The sequence below is a fragment of the Larkinella knui genome (assembly GCF_003858645.1).
In the GTDB taxonomy this organism is placed as follows: domain Bacteria; phylum Bacteroidota; class Bacteroidia; order Cytophagales; family Spirosomataceae; genus Larkinella; species Larkinella knui.
Genome location: NZ_RQJP01000005.1, coordinates 299,597 through 323,446, shown reverse-complemented (window position 1 = coordinate 323,446; position 23,850 = coordinate 299,597). Strand labels below are relative to the sequence as shown.

Sequence of the window (23,850 nt, the reverse complement as noted above, 5' to 3'; positions counted from 1 at the left end):
AATTGGTCAATCCGTGTCATCCGTATGCTATTCTTGCTAAATTCGTTAGAGTCAGAACAACATTGCTTTATTTGGCCGTTATAAAAGAAAATAATCGCTACAGCGAACCGTTTGAATGAGTTTCCTATATCCTTCGTTTCTGTTTGGGCTGCTGGCTGTCTCTGTCCCCGTCGCCATCCACCTGTTTAATTTTCGCCGGACTCGTCGGGTATTTTTTACCAACGTTGCCCTGCTAAAAACCGTCCAGACCGAAACCAAGTCGTTCCGGCGGTTGAAGCATTACCTGATTCTGCTGTTCCGGACGTTGTTTGTGATCTGCCTGGTGCTGGCGTTCGCGCAACCGTTTATTCCCAGCAAAAGCAAACTGGGTTTGTCACGGACCGGACTTACGAGCTTGTATCTCGATAATTCGTACAGCATGCAGAACGAGTTAAACCAGAAGCGGTATTTGGACATTGCCACCAGCAAATTGGACCAACTGCTTGGTTTGTTCCGTAACGCGACATCGCTGCAATTGATTACCAATGATTTCAGTAGTCAGGAGCAGGCCGTCGGTACCGCCGAAGCGCTGCGCGACCGGGTTACGACGGTTCGATTTGCCCATACGCCCCGCACTTTGCCCGACGTCTACCGGCGTCAGCTCAACCTGCTGGCTACGCATAACCCAACCGGACCCAATCAATTATTCTGGTTTTCCGACTTTCAGAAAAGTACCGCCGGCGATCTCTCCCGGCTGAAAATTGATACGACCAACCGGCTTTTTCTCGTCCCTCTGGAGACCCAGCCGACCAAGAATGTTTTTGTCGACTCCGTTTGGCTGAGTACCCCATTCATTCGCGAGATGCAGAATAACACGCTCAATGTTCGCGTCCGCAATAGTGGCGATGAATCCGTTCGTAATTTGCCCGTTAAGCTTTTTATCGACCAGACGCAGGTTTCAACGGCTTCCGTCACCCTGCCGGGCAAAGGAGCTGCCACGGCAACCCTTAATTTCAATGTTACCCAAAAAGGGTTTCGCCGGGGGCGGATCACGTTCGAGGACTATCCGATTACGTTCGACAACGAGTATTATTTTGTCATTCAGGCATCGCCTTCGATTCGGGTCCTTCATCTGTATGACCAGAAAACGGAAGCCAACTATATCGAGAATGTATACGGCAACGACAGTTTGTTTGTTCGCCGGAGTTTCAGTGCCCAGAATGTGGACGTTGGTCAATTGAAAACCGCCGATTTAGTGGTGCTGGAAGGCGTCAGTCAGGTGAATGGTACGCTGCGGAGCGAACTGGAGCGGTTTGTGCGACAGGGCGGGAGTTTAGTTATCATTCCCCCGACTACGCCTGATGCAACGGCCTGGTCTTCATTTCTTGCCAGTTTAGGGGTTGCCGGTTTACAAACTCAGGCTCCTCCCCTTCCGCCCACCCAACCGCTATCGGCTCCCAACCGCCAGAATCCATTTTTCCGTGACATTTTTGAGCAAACCAACCAGCAGGGCATCGAAAATCTGCCCAATGCCGTTCCGGTTTGGCAATGGCGGGTGGTGGGTGAGCGGTTGCTGACGTTGCGGAATGGAACGCCTTATCTGACGCAGTCCCGAACGGCTGGTTCGACGGGCGGACAGGTCTACATCTTTGCCAGCCCCTTGAATACCGAGTACGGTAATCTGGCTCAACATGCCCTTTTTGTGCCCATTATGTATAAAATTGCCGCACTGAGTGTCAGGCCACAGCGTACAGCGTATTCATTTGATGACAACACGATCGAAGTACCCGTCAGCAATGCATCGCCCAATTCCGTTTACAAATTGAAGCGGGACAAACTGGAAATCATTCCCATACAACGCGTCAATGGACAGCAGTTGCTGATGGAACTCCCCAAAAGCAATCAACTGAATGAGGGCCAGCAGCTGGCGTCGGGTTATTATGAGTTGCAATTGAACGGCAAGACCGAGAAATTACTGGCTTTTAATCACGGAAACCGGGAGTCGCAAATGGATTTTTACAAGCCTGACGAGCTCCGGCGCATCTTTGCCAACCAGCCGAATGTGGAGGTCTTCGACAGTATTCAGGACGATGATTTTGTGGAAGAACTGAGGCAACAAAACCTGGGCACAAACCTCTGGAAGTATTTTGTCATTGCCGCCCTGGTGTTTCTGCTGGCCGAAGTAGCGGTGATCCGGTTTATGAAGGGATAAGGTTTTATGTTTAACCCCTGTTTATTGCGCTAAGCATCACACTTTCCGTTCCCAAACCACAAAGTCAAACGCGACGGCGTGCCGCTCATCGGCTGGATGATGACGCCGGCTGATTTCCTGCCATTCCGATTTATCAAAATCCGGAAACCGGGCATCGCCTTCAAAGGAAGCTTTTACTTCCGTCAGGTACAGCCGGTCAGCAGTAGCAATCGCCTGCCAATAAATTTCGGCCCCACCAATTACAAAAGCTTCATCAATACCGGTTTTTCGGGCCTCTTCAAGTGCTTTTTCCAGCGAATCGACCATAACAACCCCTTCAGGACGGTAGTCAGGGTTGCGGGTAATGACGACATTAAGCCGGTTCAACAGCGGTTTTCCCAATGACTCGAACGTCTTGCGGCCCATCAAAACCGGGTGATGAGATGTCGTTTGTTTAAAGTACTTGAAATCGTCGGGCAAACGCCAAACCAACTCATTATCCTGACCAATAACGCCGTTTTCAGCCACGGCTGCAATTAAACTGATTACCATGGTTCAAATTTTATTCCCCCGAAAATAGTCTTCTACCATCATTTTTCGCTTGCCTTCGGCCTGTAGTTCATCCACCGACAGCCAGCCGTCGTCAGCTTTAATGAGCAGTATTTTTTTGCCATCGGAATAAGCCTCACCCGGTTCGGCAGGGAAGGGCGACTGGCCGGCCAACGAAACCGCATAGATTTTATAAATCTTCCCATTGATCCTGGTCCAGGCCGTCGGATACGGCGACATACCCCGGACAAAATTACGCACGGCTTCGGCCGGTTGAAACCAGTTGATCTCACAGGTTTCGCGGTGGATTTTGGGTGCTAATTTCAGTTCGCCGGTCTGCGGCTGCGGTTTGCGGGGGTACGTCCCCTCTTCAATGGCCCGGACGGTTTTCAGCACTAACGCGGCCCCTTTTTCCATTAACCGGTCGTGAAGGGTTCCGGCCGAATCGTCCGGGTGAATCGATTCGGTTTCCTGAAAAATCATCTGCCCGGTATCAATTTCTTTCTCGATAAAAAACGTGGTAACACCGGTTTCTCTTTCTCCGTTGATAACCGCCCAGTTGATGGGAGCAGCGCCCCGATACTGCGGCAGCAACGAGGCATGAAGGTTGAATGTACCAACCCGGGGCATGGCCCAAACCACTTCCGGCAACATACGAAATGCTACGACTACCTGTAAATCAGCTTGATAACTTTGTAATTTTTCTAAAAATACCGGATCTCGCAATTTTTCGGGTTGCAAAACCGGAATACCGGCGGCAACGGCTGCGCGTTTTACCGGCGATTCCGTCAGTTGTTGCCCCCGCCCCGAAGGCCGGTCCGGAGCCGTCACAACGGCCACGACTTGGCAGCCGTCGTCGAGCAGTTTGTTCAGGCTGGCCACCGCAAATTCGGGCGTGCCCATAAATACGATGCGAAAAGAATCACGTATCAAAACAGTAAATAGTTATTTGATCGAATTGCTGATTAGGACATTGGGAGAATGCTATGGAATTGTTATTTTTGTCTTCCTGAGTTCCACTATGAGTAGTCGAACAGCTATACATACAATTCCGCAGAAAGGCTCCTGACGCTTCCTACAAAGAAACAAGATTTTGTATGGAGAACGGTCAGCGAACCGTTCTTTTCTTTTTTGTAGCCATTTATCACCTGATAACGGGCTACAGTGGGTCTGTAGGGCCTCAGGAACGACGAAACCAAAGGCAAAGAAATTTATAGAGTAGATGTAACATGGGTAAGATTTCGTATTACACTGAAGAAGGTCTGAACCGGCTGAAAGCTGAATTGAACGACCTGAAGACCAAGGGGCGGAGCGATATGTCACGCCAGATTGCCGAAGCGCGCGATAAAGGTGACCTTAGCGAAAATGCTGAGTATGATGCCGCTAAAGATGCGCAGGGATTGCTGGAGATGAAGATTTCGAAAATGGAGGAAATTGTTTCCAACGCCCGGCTTCTGGATGAATCGTCGATCGATGCGTCGCTGGTGTCGGTTTTATCGACTGTTAAAATAAAAAATCGCAAAAACGGGGCTACGATGACCTACACCCTGGTTTCGGAAGAGGAAGCGGATTTGAAATTAGGTAAAATCTCCGTCGGTTCGCCCATTGGGAAAGGATTGCTCGGCAAAAAAGTAGGCGACACCACCGAAATTAAAGTACCCGCCGGAACCCTGGAATTTGAAGTACTCGAAATTGGCAGATAGAACTTAAAGTAAAAAGAACCGCGTGGGCAGCCCCGAACCATGAAAGTTCCCAGGAGCTTTTGATTTTTCGGGGCCGCCCACGCGGTTCATTATTCATTTATTCGCATGGCTTCTATCTTTTCCCGAATCGTTACTGGTGAAATACCGGCTCATAAAATAGCCGAAACCGACGATTACCTGGCCTTTCTGGATGTGTTCCCGATTGTTAGAGGTCATACGCTGGTTATTCCCAAAAAAGAAATTGATTATCTGTTCGATCTGGATGACGAGTTGTACGTTGGCCTGATGAGATTTGCCCGGCAGATTGCACCGGCCATCGAAAAAGCCGTTCCCTGCAAGCGGATTGGCGTAAGCGTTATTGGTCTGGAAGTTCCCCATGCCCACATTCACCTGATTCCGATGAACAGCATGGCGGACATGAATTTCAACCATAAGCTGAAAACAACCCCTGAAGAGCTGGCGGACGTGGCCGCTCAGATTCGGAGCTTCCTCTAACGGAACCCTGGTACTTATTTCAGCACGGCTTTCAACGCATTCGTCGCCACTACCGGTGACGTTTTCTCGTACAAAACCGTGTATACCATCTCCATAATCGGCATTAGAACGCCGTGGTGCCGGTTGATTTCGTGAATGCTTTTCACGGCGTAATAGCCCTCCGCAATCATATTCATCTCCATTTGCGCCGACTGCACGCTGTAACCCCGGCCAATCAGATGCCCGAACGTGCGGTTGCGGCTAAAGGGCGAGTAAGCCGTTACCAGCAAATCGCCTAAATATGCCGACGCACTCAAATCGCGTTGCATGGGATAAACCTTGTCGACAAACCGCCGGATTTCCTGCATGGCATTGGACACCAATACCGCCTGAAAATTATCCCCGTAGCCCAACCCGTGCGTAATTCCACAGGCCAGTGCAATGATGTTTTTCATCACAGCGCAATACTCCACCCCATAAATGTCGTCGAGCGGAGAAGTCTGGACGAAACGTCCGTTAAGGAATTGAGCGACTTCTGACGCAAATTCCAGGTTCTGTGAGGCAATCGTCAGATAGGATTGTTTTTCGAGCGCGACTTCTTCGGCGTGGCACGGTCCGGCAATCACGCCAATCCGACCCGACGGAACGTCAAATGCCTGCTCCGCCCAATCGGTAATCAGCTGATTTTTCTCAGGAATCATCCCCTTGATGGCCGAAATGATACTCTTCCCGGCCAGTTGCTCCGGTTTCACGCCCTGCAGGGCATCGCTGACAAAAGCCGCCGGAACCGCCAGAATGATGAACTCACTGGCCGTGAGCGCATCTTTGATTTTTGTACAAACCCGTACTTTGCGCGGACTGATCTGAACGTCGCTGAGGTAACTGGGATTATGATGAAATTTTTTGATGTGGGTGGCGTCGCGCTGACTACGCAGCCACCAGCGAATGTGATTATTTCCTTCCGACAGAATTTTAATAATCGCAGTGGCCCAACTGCCACCGCCCACGACGGTAATCCGAGCGGGTTGATTCATAATGACCGTATTCATTAAAGACGAAAGACAAAAAATTGAGAACAGAGATCGCTGACAGCCAGCCGATTAGAGCTTATCGATCATCCTTCTCTTTTCTTTGGCCTCTCAATTAAGTATCGAAAATACAAAAAACGCCCGCACCTCTAACAGGGCAGGCGTTTTCGCTTTCTCAACCTTATTGCTAAATCAAATCTATTCTTCCGGCTTCTCCGGTTTTTTCTCTTTGCCTGGGTCGCGTTTTATAACCGGATCGCCATCTTTCAGGCGCTTCGAGACCGCAATAAAGGGTCCGGATACGACTTCATCACCCGCTTTCAAACCCGATTTGACTTCGATATTTTCAAAGTCACTAATGCCGGTTTTTACATCACGTTGAACGACTTTGCCATTCTGGTGAACAAACACAATCTCTTTGACTTCTTCCTTTTTGGCCGGAGTCTGAGCCGCCGGTTTCTCAGCGTTATTGTTGTTGTCGTTATCACCCGGCTTCTGGTTCATCGCTTCCTGAGCGGCTCCCCGCGTCGTAACAGCCGCGATTGGAACGGCCAGCACCCCCGGACGACGATCCGTGATGACTTCTACGGAAGCGGTCATTCCCGGTTTAAGGGGATAGGTGCGTTTCGCCCGCTGCGCCATTAAATCCTTATACGAGCTGTTCAGTACCTTGATCCGTACTTCAAATTCGGTTACGGCATCCGTCGACATACTCGACGAAGCTGATGTTCCGGTACCGGTCAATCCGTTGGCGGTATTGGCAATTTCGGTAACGATCCCTCTGAACTTGCGCCCCGTGGTGGAGTAGGCATCGACGTCGATATCCGCCGTATCGCCCAGGCTAACGCGCACAATGTCATTTTCATTGACGTTTACCCGCACTTCCATGTTATTCAGGTTGGCAATCCGGAGCATTTCAGTACCCGCCATCTGCGACGTTCCAACGACGCGTTCGCCCAGTTCGACATTGAGTTTGGAAACCGTACCATTTACCGGCGCATAAATTGTTGTTTTGCGAAGGTTTTCCGTGGCGTCGCGCAAGCCGGCTTCGGCACCGGCGACGTTAAATTCGGCCGCTTTTATATTGGCCTGAACCGACTCGATGTCCTGTCTGGCTACGTTGTAATCGGCTTCAATCTGCTCAAAATCAGAGGCCGATATAACCTTGTCGGCCAGCAATTTCTTATTCCGGTCGTAATTGGCTTTCGCCCGAATCAGCCGGGCTTCGGACTGAGCCGCCAACGCTTTGGTCTGCAAATACTGGGCGCGGCTGGAGTTGACCGTAGCACGGGCGCGGGCCAGCAACGACTCGTAGTTGTCGGGGCGAATCTTAAGTAACAATTGCCCTTGCTTGATGGAGTCGCCTTCCGCGACATACAAGGCGATAATTTCACCCGACACATCCGGGCTGATTTTCACCTCTACTTCAGGCTGCACTCGCCCCGAAGCGCTCACCCGTTCAATGATATCTACTTTTTTGACAGCCGTAAAATCAACTTCGGTCGGTTTGGCTTTACCGATCAGGCCGGTTTGCTTGGCGGCTACGAGGCCACCCACCAACAGAATAACAATACCACCCAGTATCCACCAGATGCGGTTCGATTTGCGTTTCATAGAGATGAACGATGAATAATGAGAATGAATAGGATACCGAATACGCAAAACTAACAGCGCTTGCAAATTATTCAATATTCATGATTCATCGTTCATTATCCGTTAAAAAGACAAAGGTTTGTTTTGGTAAAAGTCAAGAATCTTGGTCCGGAATACGTAGTCAAACTTGGCCTGAACCAGATTGGCACGGGCTTTATCCAGGTTATTTTTAGCAATGTTGTAATCCACCGAGTTCAGCGCCCCGGCATTGAATCGGCTTTCGGCAGCCTGGAACGCTTTTTCCAAGGATTCGACCTGAATCTGGGTGGCCCGGTAGCGGTTAGCTCCTGCCAGCATATTGGTATAGGCGGTTTCAATATTCTGACGGAGAGTTAATTTGGTATTATCAACCGTAAGCTCCGATGTTTTCTGAGTAATTATTGCGTTGGTAATCCGGTTACGAGTTACAAACCGACCAAAAATCGGGATGTTCAGGTTCAGCGAAGCACCACGGTTCAGGTTATTATTCAATTGTTCACCATACGTGAAATTCTCATTTCGATAAGCCGTATTGACGACCAAAATCGTACTTTGAACACCATTCACAATAACGTTGAGCGGATCTAGCCTTGTTCCGTTCTCAAACTGTTTCTGTCTGCCCACACTTGAATATAAGGTGCTAAGGCTTCCGTTCAATGTCAATGTCGGTAATAGTTGGGCCTTCGCCACTTTTACACCCTCCACATCACTCCGTACCCGCAATTCGGCGGCTTTCACGTCCGGCATAAACTGGAGAGCCGTTTCATAAACTGCCTGGGCAGTAGCCGAATACGGCTCCAAAGTAGGATCGTCAAACTGGTATTTTTCGACTTCCAGCGTACCGGGTGTCGGCGCACCGCTATTTCCGGCAGGCAAATTCATGGCCTGTAATAAGGCCAATTTGGCTAGATCCAGGTTATTCTGTGCATTAACAATCGCCAGTTCATCGTTGGCAACTTGAGCCCGAAGATCGTATAATTGAGCTTCGGCCAACGTACCGGCATTCACTAATTTTGTGGTGCGATCCAATTGCCCACGGCTTGTTTCGACCTGACGGCGGGCAATGTCGAGTTGTTCCTGATACGTCAGAACGTTCAGATAGTTTTGCACAACCAGAATCGAAACGTTATTCTGAATGGCTTTTAGATTCATCTGGGTCGATTGCAGAAACAAATCGTTTTGCTTAATCGCCCTTTGCACGGCAAACCCATTGAATACGGTTAACTGGCCCGAAACCTGGTAGTTATTGGAGGAAACCGACGATTCCACAAATTCGTTGGTTGCCGGGTTAATATTCCGACCAGAGCTGAATGACTGACTTGCGAAGCCGTTCACGGTCGGGAAAAGGTTCATTCTCGATTGCCGAAGCTGCAACTCACTGCCCTGCACATTCAATTGCCCCTGCTTGATCTGCAGGTTATTCTGCAACGCTATGTCGATACACTGCCGCAGCGAATACCGCTGGGACGCCGGAACCGTCTGATTGCTCTGAACCGTTGTCTGGGCATTCGTTGCGTTTACGATAAGCCCCAGTAGCGATGCCAGGATCGTAATTCTAAACCGGATCGCCCGACTGTTGTAAGTAGTAAATCGCTTCATGGTTGTTCAATGTTACAAAGTATCTTGCGTACTCATTAACTATTTTAGATAAACGGTGAAAATGCAAATGAACGTGGTTTTAAACGGGGATGTACTGCCGGAAGCCTCTGTTTTGCTTTCGCCAAACGACCGGGCCTTTCAATACGGTGACGGACTTTTTGAAACCATCCGTTACGAAAAACAGGAAATCCAATTCTGGCCGCATCATTATGATCGGCTTATCCGCGGCATGACGGCGCTTTCACTCCAGGCTCCTCCCCAATTTGACCTTACTGTACTCCAGGCTCAGATTATCGAACTCCTCCGGACCAACAACCTGATCGACCAGCCGTCACGAATTAAACTCCAGGTCTGGCGACAACCCGGAGGCCTATACACGCCAACCAATTTTCAAACTTTCTACCTGATAACCGCCCGATCGGGTCCGGCTTTTGCCATCACGGAAAAAGCCAGAGTTGGTTTTTTCGACGCCATCCGGTTATCACCTTCGCCGGTTTCTGCCTACAAAACGCTCAATGCCCTGCCCTACGTGCTGGCGGGCATTGCCAAACGGGAGCAGAATGCCGACGATATGATTCTGCTGGATGCCCACGGGCATATGTCCGAGTGCATTGCGTCCAACCTCTTCTGGCTGCGGAACGACCAGCTCTTTACGCCCTCGCCCGACAGCGGCTGCATTGAAGGCATTCTGCGTCGACAACTTCTTCGTCTGGCTCCGCACCACGGCCTGACGGTTCACGAGGGCCTTTTCCTGCCAGCCGTTTTGGCCAGCGCCGATGCGGTATTCTGTACCAACGTCACCGGTATTCAGTGGATTCGGCAACTCGGCAACGCGCTGGTCAAGCCGACACAGCACCAGCGCATGAATGCGGTGTTTGCGGATTTATAATCACCCGGTGTTTTTAGCCGCGCTCCACGGACGGCACCTGAAAGGATTCCAGCCAGCCGTCTTTCAACCGCAAAATCCGGTTTCCGTATTCGGCGTTCACTTCCGAGTGTGTGACTTGTACAATGGTTACGCCATCTTCCTTATTCAGTTTTTTAAACAATTCCATGATCTCCTTCGCGTGGTCGGAGTGTAAATTACCGGTGGGTTCATCGGCAAAAATCACCTTCGGGCCGGAGGCAACGGCGCGGGCAATGCCGACCAGTTGCTGCTGACCGCCCGATAATTGCGTCGGAAAAAGGTCTTTTTTAGCCACCATATTGAAGCGGTCGAGCAGTTCGGCCACCCGGCTTTTTCGTTCCGACGACGACAGCCCTTTGTACAGCAACGGCGTTTCGATGTTTTCATACACCGTCAACTCGTCGATCAGGTGATAGGCCTGAAACACAAACCCGATGTAGTTCCGGTGTAATTCGGTGCGACGTTTCTCCGACAATTTCTGAACCGGCTGGTCAAAAAACAGGTACTCCCCTTCCGACGGCTCTTCCAGCATCCCCAGAATGTGAAGCAGCGTGGATTTGCCCGATCCCGATGGCCCCATGATGGAGACAAACTCGCCTTCGTTGATATCCAGCGTGATATTACGAAGCACGTACGTCTTACCGAAACCGGCGGGGTAGTACTTGGAAACGTTCTGTAGTGAAATCATAATTTGGTATAGTTGAAAATCTGTAAATCCTTTTTAATAAGGTAAGAATGAAGCGTTAAACGGGTCGCCTAAACCGCAGAGGACGCGTACTTTTAATTCTTCATTTTTAACTCTTTATTCACTCCGCAAACTGTCGGCCGGATTCGACAAGGCGGCCCGGTAGGTTCGGACTCCGATGGTCAGTCCACCGAGGCCCAGCAGCAAACCGATGCAACCGCCCAGCGTTTCGAAACCGATCGAAACATGATAGGCAAAATTAATCAGAAAAGCCATTCCGGCCAGATACCCCAGCGGGATGGCAATCGCTCCGGCAATGAGCAGTAATTTAACAAAATCCCACGACAGCAGCCAGATAATTTGTCGAACCTCCGCGCCCATTACTTTCCGGATGCCCACTTCCTTGATGCGGGTTTCGGTCGTATAGGTAACCATACCCAGCAAGCCCAGACAGGCAATCGAAAACGCCAGACCCGTCAGCAGACTCATGAAATCAATGTCGTCTTCGTGGCTGTGTCGCTGGTATAAAAAGTCATTATACCATTGGCCCACAAATGGATCGTACGGATTCAGGCGTTTCCAGATGCGTTGAATGTCGGCCAAGGCGGATGCTTCTGCCCCGCTGGCAATTTTCACATTCACGTACCGGAACTGCCTGGGCTGGTAGCTTAAAACAAGCGGTTTGATAGCCCAGTTGAACGTCGTAAACCGGAAATCTTTCAATACCCCGGCAATGGTCACTTCCGTATTCCCCAGCCAGAGCGGTTTTCCGACCATCTCCCGCGGATTGCCCAGCCGGAAAGCTTTGACAGCCTCTTCATTGACCAGAACAAACCGACCCAGAGAGCCCTCTCCGTTGGTGTCAGTAGCCATCTCCGGCAAATTCTGGCCCGCCAGTAACGTCAGGTCCATGTTGGCGACAAAATTCTGATCGACGGCAAAAACGAAAGCCCGGGTCGAATCGCCCCCCGAATACTGTTGGCGCACAGGCCGCCAATCTCCGCCATGACCGCCAAACAGTTCCGATGTGGCCGATACCCGTTCGACACCGGGAATTCGATTCAACTCATTCGCCAGCCGCTGATACGGAACATCGTTCAATGGAATATTCAGTACGTTTTCACTGCGAAAACCGTAGTCGGCCGTGGCCATGTAATTCTGTTGCCGCGCCATCGACAGGAGCGCAATCATGGCAATCAGCGCGATGGAAAACTGCGCGACAATCAGCGATTTGCGCAGCGTAATTCCTTTAAAAACCTTTAAACCCGTCTGGCTCCGCAACACCTGGGCGGGCCGGAAACCGGACAACACCCGCGCCGGAACAAAGCCCGCCAGCAAACCCGCTGCGATGCTGAATCCGACAAAAACCGCCCACATCGTCCCGTTCAGTTCCACCCCGCCAATGAGCCACTGCTGCACAAACGGCATGGGCTCGATCAGCAACAAAAGAAGGTAGGCAACGCCCAGAGCCAGTACCGATAAGACCACCGACTCAGCCATGAACTGAGCCATCAGCTGCCAGCGCACTGCCCCGGACACTTTCCGGATACCAACTTCGCGGGCGCGGCTCAGTGATCGGGCCAATGTCAGGTTGACGTAATTGAAAACCGCCAGCAGTAACGTCACTAACCCCACCCCCATCTCGGTGGCCAGTTTGCCCCAGGTTTGCTCCCAGGTGCCCATCGCCAGGTCTTCGTGGGAGGGTGAAAGGGTGGTCATCGACTGCGCCCGAAACGTATAGCCTTTTTCGGACTTGAAACGCAGGTCTTTCGTGTTTCTGGCAGCAATGGTCGGCAAGGCTTTTTCGAATGACTCGACCGAGGTACCTTCTTTCAAACGAACGTACGTGTAGCCTACCGCATATTGTCTCCAATCGGTCTGCTGTTGTTTCCGGTCTGGCGTTGAAAGAGTGGACATTGAAAGCACCAGACTGAAACGAAGGTGTGAGCGGATTGGCAGGGGCTGAAATACGCCCGTAACCGTTATTTCGCCGAGTTCCTTGTGGTGAATGACTTTGCCAATCGGGTTCGACAGACCAAAAAACTTTTCGGCGGTTTCCGGTGTCAATACGGCGGTATTCGGCTCCGTTGCCGGTTGGCCCGATGCGAGTTTATAACCCAAAACCGTGAAAAAAGCCGGATCGACGGCACAATAGGATTCCTGCAGTATTTTCCGATCGACTGTAAATTCGGCATAGTCCCGAATCACCCGGGTGGCCTGATCGACAAAACCGTACTCCCGTTTCAGCACGTCGGCCAGCGGCAAGGGTGTGGTAGCAAAGGCCGTGGTCTGGTTGTCGTTACCCGTCACATCGGTAAGAATGCGGTAGGTTCGCTCCGGATGCGGATGAAAATTACCGTAATCGAAGGCACCTTTGATGTCGATCAACGCCAGCAAACACACCATGATTCCTGATGCCAGACCGACCACATTGATCACGGAAAACAGTTTGTGTTTCCAGAGATTGCGAAAAGCGATGACGACGTAATTGCGAAACATAACAGTGTTGGATGAACGGAATACTTATAAATACTCAAGGCTTATGCCAGAAAACCAAACAGCTGATAATTAGTCAACTAAGCGCATAAAAAACAAAAGAGTGTCCGTCACCGGACACTCTTTTGTTCACAAACGGACAGGAAAGGCAGTTAAGAATTAAGCGTTAGGAGTGAAGAGTTGGCTGACGCACAAAAGCACGCGTCAGCCAACTCTTCACTCCTAACGCTTAACTTTTAACTACCTGTTTACGTGTACGCTGCCGCTGCCGGCGGATATGCGGACGGGAACTCCGCCACCGTTCAGACGGCCCCGAACGCGGTCTTTTTCAACCGTTCCGTCAAATTTGCTCAGGGGAATATCGACCCGGTTTCCCGACAGATCTAAATCGATTCCCTGATCGAGGGGCATTTTGACATTGACGCTGCCCGGACCACCCGACAAACGAACGTATTCGCCCAATTTTGTAATTTCAACGTCCATACCGCCCCCGCTGGTGCTGGCTTCGACGCTGCCCGAAATACCGGACAACCGAACCGAACCGCCCGACGTACCGGCAACCAGTTCGCCCTTGATGCCTTCGCCCCTGACGCTGCCACCACTGGTGTGGGCATTGACCCGGCCGCTTAGGTTGGTCAGATTGACACTCCCGCCCGACGTCCGTAAATCCAGATTGCCATCGGAATCTTCGGCGTGAATCGAGCCGCCACTTGTAGCAACGTCAATGTCTTTCCGGCAATGATCGAGGTGAATGCTGCCGCCCGACGTCCGGCCTTTGATCAGGCCCTCAACGCTGGTCAGATGCAGGCTCCCTCCGCTGGTGGTAAAGTTCTGGCTGCCCACCAGATTACTCAGCCGGATACTGCCGCCACTGGTGTGCAGATCGGTAGCGAAGCTTTTGGGAGTATATACTTTGAATGAAATGTTGATCGAACGCTTCCAATCCCAGTTGTCCCGGTTTTTGCGTTTGGCCGTCGCAACGACCGTACTTCCTTCAACGCCTAGTTTGATCTCATAGTCTTTCAGCCGCTCTTCAATTTCTTCTTTGGAGAGTTTGTTGCTCGGCCAGTTATTGCCCCGAACGTACATTTCAACTTTTACGCCGTTCGACGGGCTTCCGCCTTCCACCGAAATACTCCCGCCGGAGGTCTCTACCCGAACGGTATTTAAACTACCTGAGAAGTTTTTGGTGTCGTACGGAGTTTCGTCTTTGTCCTGGGCCAGCCCCCTGAAGGTCAGGAGTACGGCAAAAAGTGTAGTTAATAGGAAAAGTGAACGTTTCATGGTATTTGTGTTTGAGATTGTTTGAGAGTTTGGTGAAAAGATGCGGAATGAATCTCCGGAGTTGCATCGTTCTCCTTCGATGATTTCTCAAAGAATATACCAAAACCGATAACACCCTATTTTTCAATCAGTTACTAAAAATAAATTCTCCGAGGTTGTCCGGGAACGGACGACAGATAAGTCGACCCGAAGGCCCGGACCACCGACGCAGCGGGGCTTATTCACTCCGGAGGCTCTTCACCGGATTCGTCAAAGCGGCTTTGACGGACTGGAAGCTCACCGTTACAAAGGCAATCACGACGGCCACCATACCGGCCACCACGAACACCCACCACGGAACATCGATCTTGTAGGCAAAGTCTTTGAGCCACTGGTTCATGCCGTACCAGGCAATGGGCGTGGCAATCAGAATGGCAATCAAAACCAGCCGGAGGAAATCTTTCGACAGCAGGCCGACGATGCTGGTGGTGGTAGCTCCCAGTACTTTCCGGACCCCGATTTCCTTGGTGCGCTGCTCGGCCATAAAAGCCGCCAGCCCGAACAGGCCCAGACAGGCAATCAGAATGGCCAGTACGGAAAACGTCAGCACGATCTGGCCGACGCGCTGTTCGGCGCGGTACATGGCATCGAAACTATCATCCAGGAACGAGTAACTAAACGGCATTCCCGGCGCCATTTGTTTCCACTTGGCTTCGATCTGTTTCACCACGACCGGAATATCCTGGCTGCTGAGCCGGAAGGATATGGCGCCCAGACTCGGGTCCAACATCAACGCCACCGAACCAATATTCTGCCGCAGCGACTCAAAGTGAAAGTTTTTTACAACGCCGATAATCGTGTAGGTTTTGAAAACTTTTCCCGCATCGTCCATCATCCGCCACACCCGTTTCCCGATGGGATCTTTAAAGCCGAAAACCTTCACGGCGGTTTCATTCAAAATGATTCCGGTTGAATCGGCCCCAAAATCACGCGAGAAATTCCGGCCTTCTTTCAGTTCCATGCCCAGGGTCGGGATATACTCATAATCGACACCCCACTGTTGCGTCGAAACCGCTTTATTCTGATCAAGCTGGCCTTCCGGAAACAACGGGCTATCGCTCCGGTTGGAGGGCACGGGCAAAAAGCCGGACACGGACCCGTTTGCCACTCCGGGCAGTTTCCGCACCTCCTCCTTGAAAGCCTGCGTCTGATTTCCCAGCGCGTAGGCTTCGTTGATGGTCAGCACCTGATTGCGGTTGAAACCAACTTTGGTCGTTTGAATAAAATTGATCTGGCGGTAGACCACCATCGTTCCCACAATCAGAATCACCGACATCATGAACTGGAACACCACCAGCCCGCTCCGCAAACCGGCGCTTTTCAACCCCAGATTGATCCGGCCTTTCAACACGCTGATGGGTCGGAACGACGACAGGAAAAAAGCCGGATAACTCCCCGCCAGCAAACCGACACCCAACGGCAGGATGAGCAAAACCGGCAGAAACCGCGGAATAAACAGCTTATCGATGGTGAGTTGTTTGCTTGACATGTCGTTAAAGAATGGCAACGCCAGCGCCACGATCACCAGCGCCAACCCCATCGACAGGATGGCCATCAGAACCGATTCGGTCATAAACTGCCCGATCAACTGCCGCTGTACTGAACCCAGCACTTTCCGAACGCCCACTTCTTTCGCCCGGTTGGCCGAACGGGCCGTCGAGAGATTCATGAAATTGATGCAGGCAATCAACAAAATAAAAATCGCCACCGCCGAGAACGTATAGACATACTGAATATCACTGTTGGGGGCCAGTTCGATGTTCTGCTTGGAGTGCAGGTGGATGTCGGTCATCGGAATGAGGGCGTAGTTGATCCGGTTTCCGGATTTGCGCAACTGCTCGATCGTTGTGCCAACAAACTCCTGAGCCTGCGGCCCCACGTACTTCTGTATGATGGTTTCAAAATTCTGATTAAACTGCTGGGGATCAACACCTTCTTTCAGGAGAACATAGGTTTGATGGTTGTTGCTCAGCCAACGCCCCCACTCATAATTGTCACTCCGCATGCAGACAAAAAAATCGGTGCGGAAATGGGAGTTGGCCGGTATGTCGCGCATAACGCCCGTCACCCGATAGGTAAACTTATTGTCGAACAGCAGCGTTTTCCCGATTGGATTCTGATTCCCGAAATGCCGTTTGGCCGCCGATTCACTGATCACCACCGTATTGGGTTCCACCAGCGCCCGTTTCGGATTGCCGCTCACCAGCGGCAGCGTAAACACATCGAACAGCGTCGAATCCGCATACAGGATGTCGTTTTCCCGCAGGTTATTCGTCTGCCCCGTCTGCTTGACGAGAAACGTGCCCCGCCCGTGTAACCGGACGAAGTTTTCAACCTGTGGGTAATCTTTCAGCAAGGTCGGCCCCATCGGATCGGGCGAAGTAGCCATGTGCATGTCATTACCGCCAAATTTGATGTCGGTATTGATCCGGTAAATCCGGTCGGCTTTCTCATGAAACCGGTCGTAGCTCAGTTCGTCGACAACGTAAAGCATGATCAACAGGCAGCAGGCCAGCCCCAATGCCAGTCCAAAAATGTTGATGAAGGTAAACCCACGGTGTTTGCGCAGGTTGCGAATGGCGATTTTGAGGTAATTACGGATCATGATGTACCCACGGATGTTAGCCCGTGTTTTTGGGATGATTAAAAACGTTCGTTTGACCAGACTCACACGGACTTTAGTCCGTAGGTACGTTATTCGGAACGAAGTGACTTAACCGGGTTGGCGATGGCGGCTTTGACGGATTGATAAACCACGGTGGCCCAGCAGATCAGCAGTGTGAGCAGGCAGGCCACGACGAAAATCCCGACGCCGATGTCGGTTTTGTACGGAAAATGCTGCAGCCAGCGATCCATCGAATACCAGGCAATCGGGATGGCGATGGGAAACGAGAACAGCACCAGTTTCGTAAAATCTTTGGAAAGCAGCAGCACCACGCTGGACACCGAAGCGCCCATCACTTTGCGCACCCCGATTTCCTTCACCCGCTGCTCGGTCGTGAACGTGGCCAGACCAAACAAACCCAGACAGGCAATCAGGATGGTTAGTGCCGAAAAGGCCGTAAAAATCCGGCCGCGCAGTTCATCCGCTTTGTAGGCCGACTCGAAATCCTGATCCAGAAACCGGTATTCAAACAGGCGATCCGGGTAGGTTTCGCGCCATTTCCGACCGATAAACTCGACGGTTTTGTCGGCGTTTTTCGCGTCGATTTTAATGTGAATCACTCCGTTGTTCGGGCGATACAGGATGATCATCGGCTCGATGGGCATGTAGAGCGACTGCTGGTGGAAATCCTTCACCACGCCCACGACCTTTGCCGCCGGCGGAGCGGGCTGACCGGCCTGCGGCAAACCGCCCAGCAGCACTTTCTTGCCCAGCGGCTCTTTCCAGCCCATGCGTTTCACGGCGGCCTGATTCACCAACACGCCGTTGGCCGTATCGGCGGGAATCTTATCGGAAAAATCACGCCCGCTGACCACCTTCATCCCCATCGTTTGCAGGAAATCGTGGTCGATAACCATCGGTTTGAAGCCCATTTCTTTCAGCCCGGCGTTGGATTCGACGCCGAAGATAGTACGCCCGCCAATGTTGCTGGTGGGCGACGACGCCGTGGCGATGCTGCGGACATTCGGATTGGCCAGCAGGTCGTTGCGCAGCCGGTTGTAGCGATCGCGGGGCTGGCGGTCCTGATAATCAATCGTTAACACCTGTTCCCGATCATATCCCATATCCTTGTCACGCATGTAATTCAACTGCTCGTAGACGATCCAGGTACAAATCAGCATGATCAGCGAAATGGCAAATTGAACCACAACCAGCGTTTTCCGGAAAAAACTGCCGCCTTTGGAATTGAACGACCCCTTCAGAACCGTCGCCGGTTCAAACGAAGAGAGGTAGAAAGCCGGGTAGCTGCCGCTGACGAAACCCGTAAATACCACGATGACCAGCGCAATCAGCAGAAAGGTCGGGCGCAACAACTCCCGAAACTGAATCTCCTTGCCCGAAACCGTATTGAAAAACGGCAGCAGGAGGGCGACCAGCACAAAACTGGCCGTCAGCGCCAAGACCGTCATTAATACCGATTCGGTCAGGAATTGGGCCATCAGCGCACTCCGGAGCGACCCCATCACTTTCCGCAGCCCCACTTCCTTCGACCGTTTGGCCGAGCGGGCGGTGGCAAGGTTCATGTAATTGATGCTGGCCAGCAGCAACATGAAAAAGGCGACGGCGCTGAAAATGTAGACGTAACTGATGTCGCCGTTGGCTTCGCCGTCGAGTTTAGAATACAGGTGAATGCTCGTCAGGGGCTGCAGCTGGTACGTAATCTTGATGCCCATCCGCTTGAAGATCGACGCCATGTTTTTGTCGTACAGCTGTGGAAACTTGCTTTCCAGAATTTTCGTATCGAAGTTTTTCGGCAAAACCAGGTAACTGACGATGTAAAAACCGCCCCAGCCGTCGGCCTTCCGCTCGTTCGGACTCAGCGACAGGAGCGCATTGAACGTAAAATGCGAGTTTCGGGGTACATTTTCAATAACGCCCGTCACCTGATACGAGGTAGTATCGTTGGTTTGCAGCGTCTGGCCCAGTGCAGGGCTCTCACCAAAAAATTTCCGGGCGGTTTTCTCCGTCAGCACCACGCTGCCGGGTCGGGCCAGCGCGGTTTTAGGGTCGCCCTCGATAAATTTGTGGGTAAACACGTCGAACACCGTGGAGTCGGCCGCGTAGATGTCTTCTTCATAAAACCGCTTCTCGCCCTTCCGGAAAGCTACCCGACCGTTGGGAAAAAACCGCACGTAGTTTTGTACAAAAGGATAGTCCTGTTTCAGGGATTTTGCCAGCGGGGGCTGGGTGCTCTGCCACTTGTTAATCTTGTCGGGTTCGGTGATGTACGAGACGATGCGGTAAATCTGATCTCCTTTTTCATGATGCCGGTCGAAACTCAATTCATCGGTCACGTAGAGCAGCAGCAACAGGCCGCAGGTGACGCCAATGGTCAGGCCCAGAATATTGATCAGGCTGTAAAATTTATCCTTCAGAATACTCCGCCAGGCGATGGTCAGGTAGTTTCGTAACATAGAATCAGCAGAAAATAGGTTAGGTACCTGCACCTGTTCAACTTTCATGCCGCGCCATTAAATAGACTGATTAACAGATAGATACAAGATGAATCTTCTTTATTTTGTCCGAAATCGTACAATGCATTGTCCGCGGGAGTACAAGCCTGATGGCCGCTGTTCGGCCACTCACCGGAATCCACTCCACCGAATCCGGCAACCAGCCCGGCTTGTTCATCGGTGACGTATCACTTTGGCAAACCGTTTACTCATTTACGAACCGTTGGTATTCGACCGGACCCGGCGCATTTAATGCCTTTGGAACCAGTAATCGGCTCTCCATTAGTTAACTAGGAAATTTAGTTTGATTTTGGGGTAGAGTCATTGAAAAGGGATCGTTCCAAGCAATTGACAATCAGCCGCCTATCTGGCTCAATTTTTGCCACTCTTAACTAGTTACGTCTTGGTAAGGTGCCAAAATAGGAACTTATAGACGTGCTATTCAGCGTGTATGGATTTTCTTGACGAAACCCTTCGGGCTCAACAATTGGAGAGTTTTCAGGAGGTAATTCCCGTAGCGGTATTGTATTGTGTGCCCGTGTTTCAAAACGACCAGGTAGTGGATTTTCGCTTCGTCTGGGGCAACCGAACGGCACTTGAGCTGTCGGCATTGACTTCCAGCGAGTTTGGCCTCATGACCATGCTCAGGCTCTTTCCTCATTTTGTCGATACCGGTATTTTCAGGCGCTACGTCCAGGCGTGGGAAACGGGTGATAACCAGCGATTTGAGCGTCCACACCCGATTAAAGATCAAATCCGCTGGGTCGACGTTACGGTTAGTAAAAAATACGACGGAATTATCATTACGTCGCTGGATATTACCGAATCCAAGCTCATTCAGCAGGAACTGGAGCGCCAGTCGGAATTGCTTAAAACGATTGTCGAGCAATTACCCGCCGGACTGGCTCTGTTTCAACCCGTTCGCAATGCGGCCGGTGAAATCAATGACTTCCGGTATGTATTAACGAATACGGCCAACGCCCGAAACCTGGGTCTTTCGGCGGAACAGCTCACGAACCGGAATTTGCTGGAGGTCTACCCATCTGCCGGGGAGCAGGGCACTCTGGGACGCCTAAAACACGTGCTTCAAACGGGGACGCCGATCCATTATGAGCTTGATTATAAGGTCAATGGCCTTACGCTGTGGATAGAAGGGCATATGACACGCGTCGATGATACCGTGTTGCTGACCTACCTGGATAATACGGCCTTGAAGCAACAGCAAAAGGTGCTTCAGCAACAAGCCGATCTGTTGCAACAAAAAAATGAGGAGTTGCACCAATCCAACCGGGCGCTCATGCGGACGAACCAGCGGCTTCAGGGTTTGCAAGCCATCGAACGGGCCTTGCACAACCGCAATCTGACCGGGCAGGAGCCCGAAATAGCCGCCTTGTTGCACATCCGGGAGTTGGTTCCCTGTGAGCGGCTGGCGGTTTTCCGGTTTGACGACACCACCGGCCTGGCGCAGACGGAACGATGGCTGGTCGGCAAAGAAATGGACGCCCGTACGGGTTCCGGATTGCCCAGCCAGTTGTTTAAAATTGAGCCACTTCTGAGTGGAAACCCCTGGATAATTGATCACTTACAGCCGGATTCCGCCGGTATTCCCCCGGAAATGGCCCTCTACCAGCGAGGATTCCGGTCGCTGATCGTCATTCCGCTGTTCAGTCAGGAGCAATACATCGGTGCCTTTGTCCTGATGGACTACAAGCCCCATTTTTTTACGGAAGAACACCTCCAGATCGCCCGCGAAGTGGCCAGTCAGTTGGCGATTGTCCTCTACCAGCAACACCTCAGCAAGCAGCTTCAGCAGCACACCGAACAACTCGAACAGCGGGTGGCGGAACGGACCCGGGAAATCGGGCAGCTATCCGCCTTGCAGAATGCCATTCTCAAACACGCTGGCCAGGCCATTGTATCTACCGACATCCACGGCGTTGTTCAGACGGCCAACCCGGCCAGCGAAAAATTAATGGGCTACCGGGTCGAGGAACTCATCGGCAAAGTCTCGCATGTTGAATTTGCTTCATCAGATAGTCCAATTCCGCTTATTTCGTACCAGCCGCGGGAAGTAGCCAGACCAACATCCGAGTTGTTCGGCGCAGTGCTGGCCACCCAGAATTACTTCCACAGTGAATGCATTGCGGTGGGCAAGAATGGCGAACAAGTACCTATCCTACTGGTGACCAGTACGTTACAGGACGAAGAGGGCACCATTATCGGGTATGTAGGTATTGCAACGGACATTTCGGCGATGAAAGCGGCCGAAGAAAAACTACAACAGAAAAACCGGGAATTGAATACGTTCTTCGAGGGTGCCCTCGACATGCACTGCATTTCCGACAGTCAGGGGAAGATTTCAAAAATCAACCAGGCTTTTCAGGCTGCGCTGGACTATTCGGAAACCGAGTTGATGGCCATTCCTTTTCTGCATTTAATCCACCCCGATGAGCAGAAATTTGTCTTTCAAAATCTCCTGTCGGGCATTCTGCAACGGCCCGTTCGCAACCAGATCAACCGGTTCCGGAAAAAAGATGGTTCTTACCGTACCATCGAGTGGAACGCCGTTGGAATTGATAATCTGGTGTATGGTTCCGCCCGCGACATTACCGAACGGCAACAGGCCGAGACCCAGTTGCGAAACGTAAACCAGCGGCTTCAGCTGGCGACTCAGGCCGTTGGCCAGGGAATCTGGGAAGATGATCTGGTGACGAACCAGCTGTTCTGGGACGATCGCATGTGGGAAATGCACGGTATGGAACCCGGCCGATCCGACTGGACTTTGCAGGAGTATTTAAAAATGGTCCATCCGGACGATCTTACCAATTTCATCAGGCGTACTCACCTGGGAACACCGGCAGAAAGGATCACCAACATGAGCCGCATTATCCGACCGGATGGCAGCATAATCTACCTGGAATACAACGGTCTGCTGGTTAAAAATCAGGAAGGCCGTTCGGTTCGGGTCATTGGCGTGGCCTGGGATGTGACCCAGCGAAAGCAGGCCGAGGATGCCTTGCGCGACAGTGAACAGCGGTTTCGGGAGATTGCCGAAAATGTGGATGAAGTCTTCTGGATTCACTCCGTGGAGCCGTTCGAGTTGCTGTATATCAACCCGGCTTATGAACGCGTATTTGGCATTGCATCGCCCCACCCCCGCGGCACCCACGCTTTTCTGGAGACGATTGTGGAAGAAGATCAGGCTGCGGTGATGATCGAATTTGAGAAATACCGGCAAGGGCAGGAAGTCACCATCCAGTGTCGGGTGAAGGGGACGCACCGGGCCGCCCGCTGGATCGATATTCGAACGTTTGTCATGAAAGACAGCCAGGATAACCCCGTGCGGTACATCGGAATTGCCAATGACATCACCAGCCAGAAAGAGAAAGAACGGGTGTTGCAACAGTCGCTGGAACGGGAACAGGAGCTCAGCAAGCTAAAATCGCAGGTCGTTTCCACCGCTTCGCACGAGTTCCGAACGCCCCTCACCACGATTCAAACCAGCGTCGATTTAATTCACCTGTTTTTGGAACAACCCCTGGAGACGGCCAAACCGTCCATCCAGAAATACCTGAAGGTGATTGAGGAGCAGATTCTGAACTTTACCGGGTTGCTTACGGACATGCTCACCATCGGCCGGATTGAAGCGGGAAAAGTCACTTTTAATCCTACTTGGGTCGATGTTCTGCCCTTGTGTCAGGGCGTGATTGCCAGCCATTTCAGCCATCAGGCCGACCGGCGATCGGTCCTTGTTTCGATCGACGACCCCTCCTGCCGCGCTTATCTGGACGAAAAGCTGATGAGTCACGTATTGGTCAATTTACTTTCCAATGCTTTTAAGTTTTCAAAAGGCGATCCCCGGCTGACGATCAGTTCTCAGGATAGGCAATTGATTATTCAGGTTATCGACGAAGGAATCGGGATTCCGGCAGGGGATCTTCCGGCTTTATTCCAGACTTTTTTTAGGGCCGGCAATACGGCAACCATCCAGGGAACGGGACTCGGTTTGGTCATTGCCCGGCAGTTTGTGGAGCTTCACGGCGGTACGCTTACGGTTCAAAGTGAAGAAAATACAGGATCGACTTTTACGGTTGTTTTACCCATCGAACAAAACAGTCCGGCCCTCAAACCGGTGTAGGGCGGGTTTCGTGTTTGCAGTTTACCCC

Annotated in this window: 15 protein-coding genes; 5 read left to right on the top strand and 10 right to left on the bottom strand. The window is 51.6% G+C overall.

Annotated features, from left to right (window positions below; all coding sequences use genetic code 11):
* The first annotated feature begins 115 nt into the window (after positions 1-115).
* On the top strand, positions 116-2,191 hold the full coding sequence (locus EHT87_RS23630) for a BatA domain-containing protein (protein ID WP_124909141.1): 2,076 nt from the start codon (positions 116-118) through the stop codon (positions 2,189-2,191).
* Positions 2,192-2,227: 36 nt separating this feature from the next.
* Here EHT87_RS23630 and EHT87_RS23625 read toward each other — a convergent pair whose 3' ends face one another.
* Together EHT87_RS23625 and fmt are read right to left on the bottom strand one after the other, a co-directional pair.
* Positions 2,228-2,722, bottom strand: a complete 495-nt coding sequence (locus tag EHT87_RS23625) for a dihydrofolate reductase (RefSeq protein WP_124909140.1) — start codon at positions 2,720-2,722, stop codon at positions 2,228-2,230.
* A gap of 3 nt (positions 2,723-2,725) precedes the next feature.
* A complete protein-coding gene (fmt, locus tag EHT87_RS23620; protein ID WP_262707761.1) occupies positions 2,726-3,649 on the bottom strand; it encodes a methionyl-tRNA formyltransferase in 924 nt (307 codons plus the stop codon).
* 299 nt (positions 3,650-3,948) lie between these two features.
* On the opposite strand from fmt, the gene greA reads away from it, so the two are divergent.
* Positions 3,949-4,422, top strand: coding sequence for a transcription elongation factor GreA (greA, locus tag EHT87_RS23615; protein ID WP_124909139.1), 474 nt, complete (start codon positions 3,949-3,951; stop codon positions 4,420-4,422).
* A 105-nt stretch (positions 4,423-4,527) separates the two neighbouring features.
* Entirely contained in the window at positions 4,528-4,917 is a 390-nt protein-coding gene (locus EHT87_RS23610) for an HIT family protein (protein ID WP_124909138.1), read from the top strand.
* 14 nt (positions 4,918-4,931) lie between these two features.
* Here EHT87_RS23610 and EHT87_RS23605 read toward each other — a convergent pair whose 3' ends face one another.
* The 3 genes from EHT87_RS23605 to EHT87_RS23595 form a co-directional block, all read right to left on the bottom strand.
* Positions 4,932-5,930, bottom strand: a complete 999-nt coding sequence (locus tag EHT87_RS23605) for an NAD(P)H-dependent glycerol-3-phosphate dehydrogenase (protein WP_124909137.1) — start codon at positions 5,928-5,930, stop codon at positions 4,932-4,934.
* A 192-nt stretch (positions 5,931-6,122) separates the two neighbouring features.
* Positions 6,123-7,538 (bottom strand): efflux RND transporter periplasmic adaptor subunit, encoded by a 1,416-nt coding sequence (locus EHT87_RS23600; RefSeq protein WP_124909136.1) that lies wholly within the window; start codon positions 7,536-7,538, stop codon positions 6,123-6,125.
* A gap of 102 nt (positions 7,539-7,640) precedes the next feature.
* Positions 7,641-9,155 carry a TolC family protein gene (locus EHT87_RS23595; RefSeq protein ID WP_124909135.1) on the bottom strand — a complete coding sequence of 505 codons (1,515 nt, stop codon included), beginning with the start codon at positions 9,153-9,155 and terminating at the stop codon, positions 7,641-7,643.
* A 67-nt stretch (positions 9,156-9,222) separates the two neighbouring features.
* Between EHT87_RS23595 and EHT87_RS23590 the strand changes: the two genes are divergently transcribed.
* A complete protein-coding gene (locus tag EHT87_RS23590) occupies positions 9,223-10,044 on the top strand; it encodes an aminotransferase class IV (protein WP_124909134.1) in 822 nt (273 codons plus the stop codon).
* A 13-nt stretch (positions 10,045-10,057) separates the two neighbouring features.
* Here EHT87_RS23590 and EHT87_RS23585 read toward each other — a convergent pair whose 3' ends face one another.
* The 5 genes from EHT87_RS23585 to EHT87_RS23565 all read right to left on the bottom strand — a co-directional run bounded on the left by EHT87_RS23585 (position 10,058) and on the right by EHT87_RS23565 (position 19,645).
* Positions 10,058-10,750, bottom strand: coding sequence for an ABC transporter ATP-binding protein (locus EHT87_RS23585; protein ID WP_124909133.1), 693 nt, complete (start codon positions 10,748-10,750; stop codon positions 10,058-10,060).
* A 114-nt stretch (positions 10,751-10,864) separates the two neighbouring features.
* On the bottom strand, positions 10,865-13,246 hold the full coding sequence (locus EHT87_RS23580; RefSeq protein ID WP_124909132.1) for an ABC transporter permease: 2,382 nt from the start codon (positions 13,244-13,246) through the stop codon (positions 10,865-10,867).
* Positions 13,247-13,483: 237 nt separating this feature from the next.
* Positions 13,484-14,527, bottom strand: a complete 1,044-nt coding sequence (locus tag EHT87_RS23575) for a DUF4097 family beta strand repeat-containing protein (protein WP_124909131.1) — start codon at positions 14,525-14,527, stop codon at positions 13,484-13,486.
* Between the two features lie 217 nt (positions 14,528-14,744).
* A complete protein-coding gene (locus EHT87_RS23570) occupies positions 14,745-17,171 on the bottom strand; it encodes an ABC transporter permease (RefSeq protein WP_124909130.1) in 2,427 nt (808 codons plus the stop codon).
* Between the two features lie 89 nt (positions 17,172-17,260).
* Positions 17,261-19,645 (bottom strand): ABC transporter permease, encoded by a 2,385-nt coding sequence (locus EHT87_RS23565; RefSeq protein ID WP_124909129.1) that lies wholly within the window; start codon positions 19,643-19,645, stop codon positions 17,261-17,263.
* A 490-nt stretch (positions 19,646-20,135) separates the two neighbouring features.
* Between EHT87_RS23565 and EHT87_RS23560 the strand changes: the two genes are divergently transcribed.
* Complete coding sequence (locus tag EHT87_RS23560; RefSeq protein ID WP_124909128.1) at positions 20,136-23,822, top strand: PAS domain S-box protein; 3,687 nt, start codon at positions 20,136-20,138, stop codon at positions 23,820-23,822.
* Positions 23,823-23,850: the final 28 nt, after the last annotated feature.

Coding starts and splice junctions, on each gene's coding strand:
- EHT87_RS23630 (WP_124909141.1), top strand. CDS start 116: ATGAGTTTCCTATATCCTTCGTTTCTGTTTGGGCTGCTGGCTGTCTCT.
- EHT87_RS23625 (WP_124909140.1), bottom strand. CDS start 2,722: ATGGTAATCAGTTTAATTGCAGCCGTGGCTGAAAACGGCGTTATTGGT.
- greA (WP_124909139.1), top strand. CDS start 3,949: ATGGGTAAGATTTCGTATTACACTGAAGAAGGTCTGAACCGGCTGAAA.
- EHT87_RS23610 (WP_124909138.1), top strand. CDS start 4,528: ATGGCTTCTATCTTTTCCCGAATCGTTACTGGTGAAATACCGGCTCAT.
- EHT87_RS23605 (WP_124909137.1), bottom strand. CDS start 5,930: ATGAATCAACCCGCTCGGATTACCGTCGTGGGCGGTGGCAGTTGGGCC.
- EHT87_RS23600 (WP_124909136.1), bottom strand. CDS start 7,538: ATGAAACGCAAATCGAACCGCATCTGGTGGATACTGGGTGGTATTGTT.
- EHT87_RS23595 (WP_124909135.1), bottom strand. CDS start 9,155: ATGAAGCGATTTACTACTTACAACAGTCGGGCGATCCGGTTTAGAATT.
- EHT87_RS23590 (WP_124909134.1), top strand. CDS start 9,223: ATGAACGTGGTTTTAAACGGGGATGTACTGCCGGAAGCCTCTGTTTTG.
- EHT87_RS23585 (WP_124909133.1), bottom strand. CDS start 10,750: ATGATTTCACTACAGAACGTTTCCAAGTACTACCCCGCCGGTTTCGGT.
- EHT87_RS23580 (WP_124909132.1), bottom strand. CDS start 13,246: ATGTTTCGCAATTACGTCGTCATCGCTTTTCGCAATCTCTGGAAACAC.
- EHT87_RS23575 (WP_124909131.1), bottom strand. CDS start 14,527: ATGAAACGTTCACTTTTCCTATTAACTACACTTTTTGCCGTACTCCTG.
- EHT87_RS23570 (WP_124909130.1), bottom strand. CDS start 17,171: ATGATCCGTAATTACCTCAAAATCGCCATTCGCAACCTGCGCAAACAC.
- EHT87_RS23565 (WP_124909129.1), bottom strand. CDS start 19,645: ATGTTACGAAACTACCTGACCATCGCCTGGCGGAGTATTCTGAAGGAT.
- EHT87_RS23560 (WP_124909128.1), top strand. CDS start 20,136: ATGGATTTTCTTGACGAAACCCTTCGGGCTCAACAATTGGAGAGTTTT.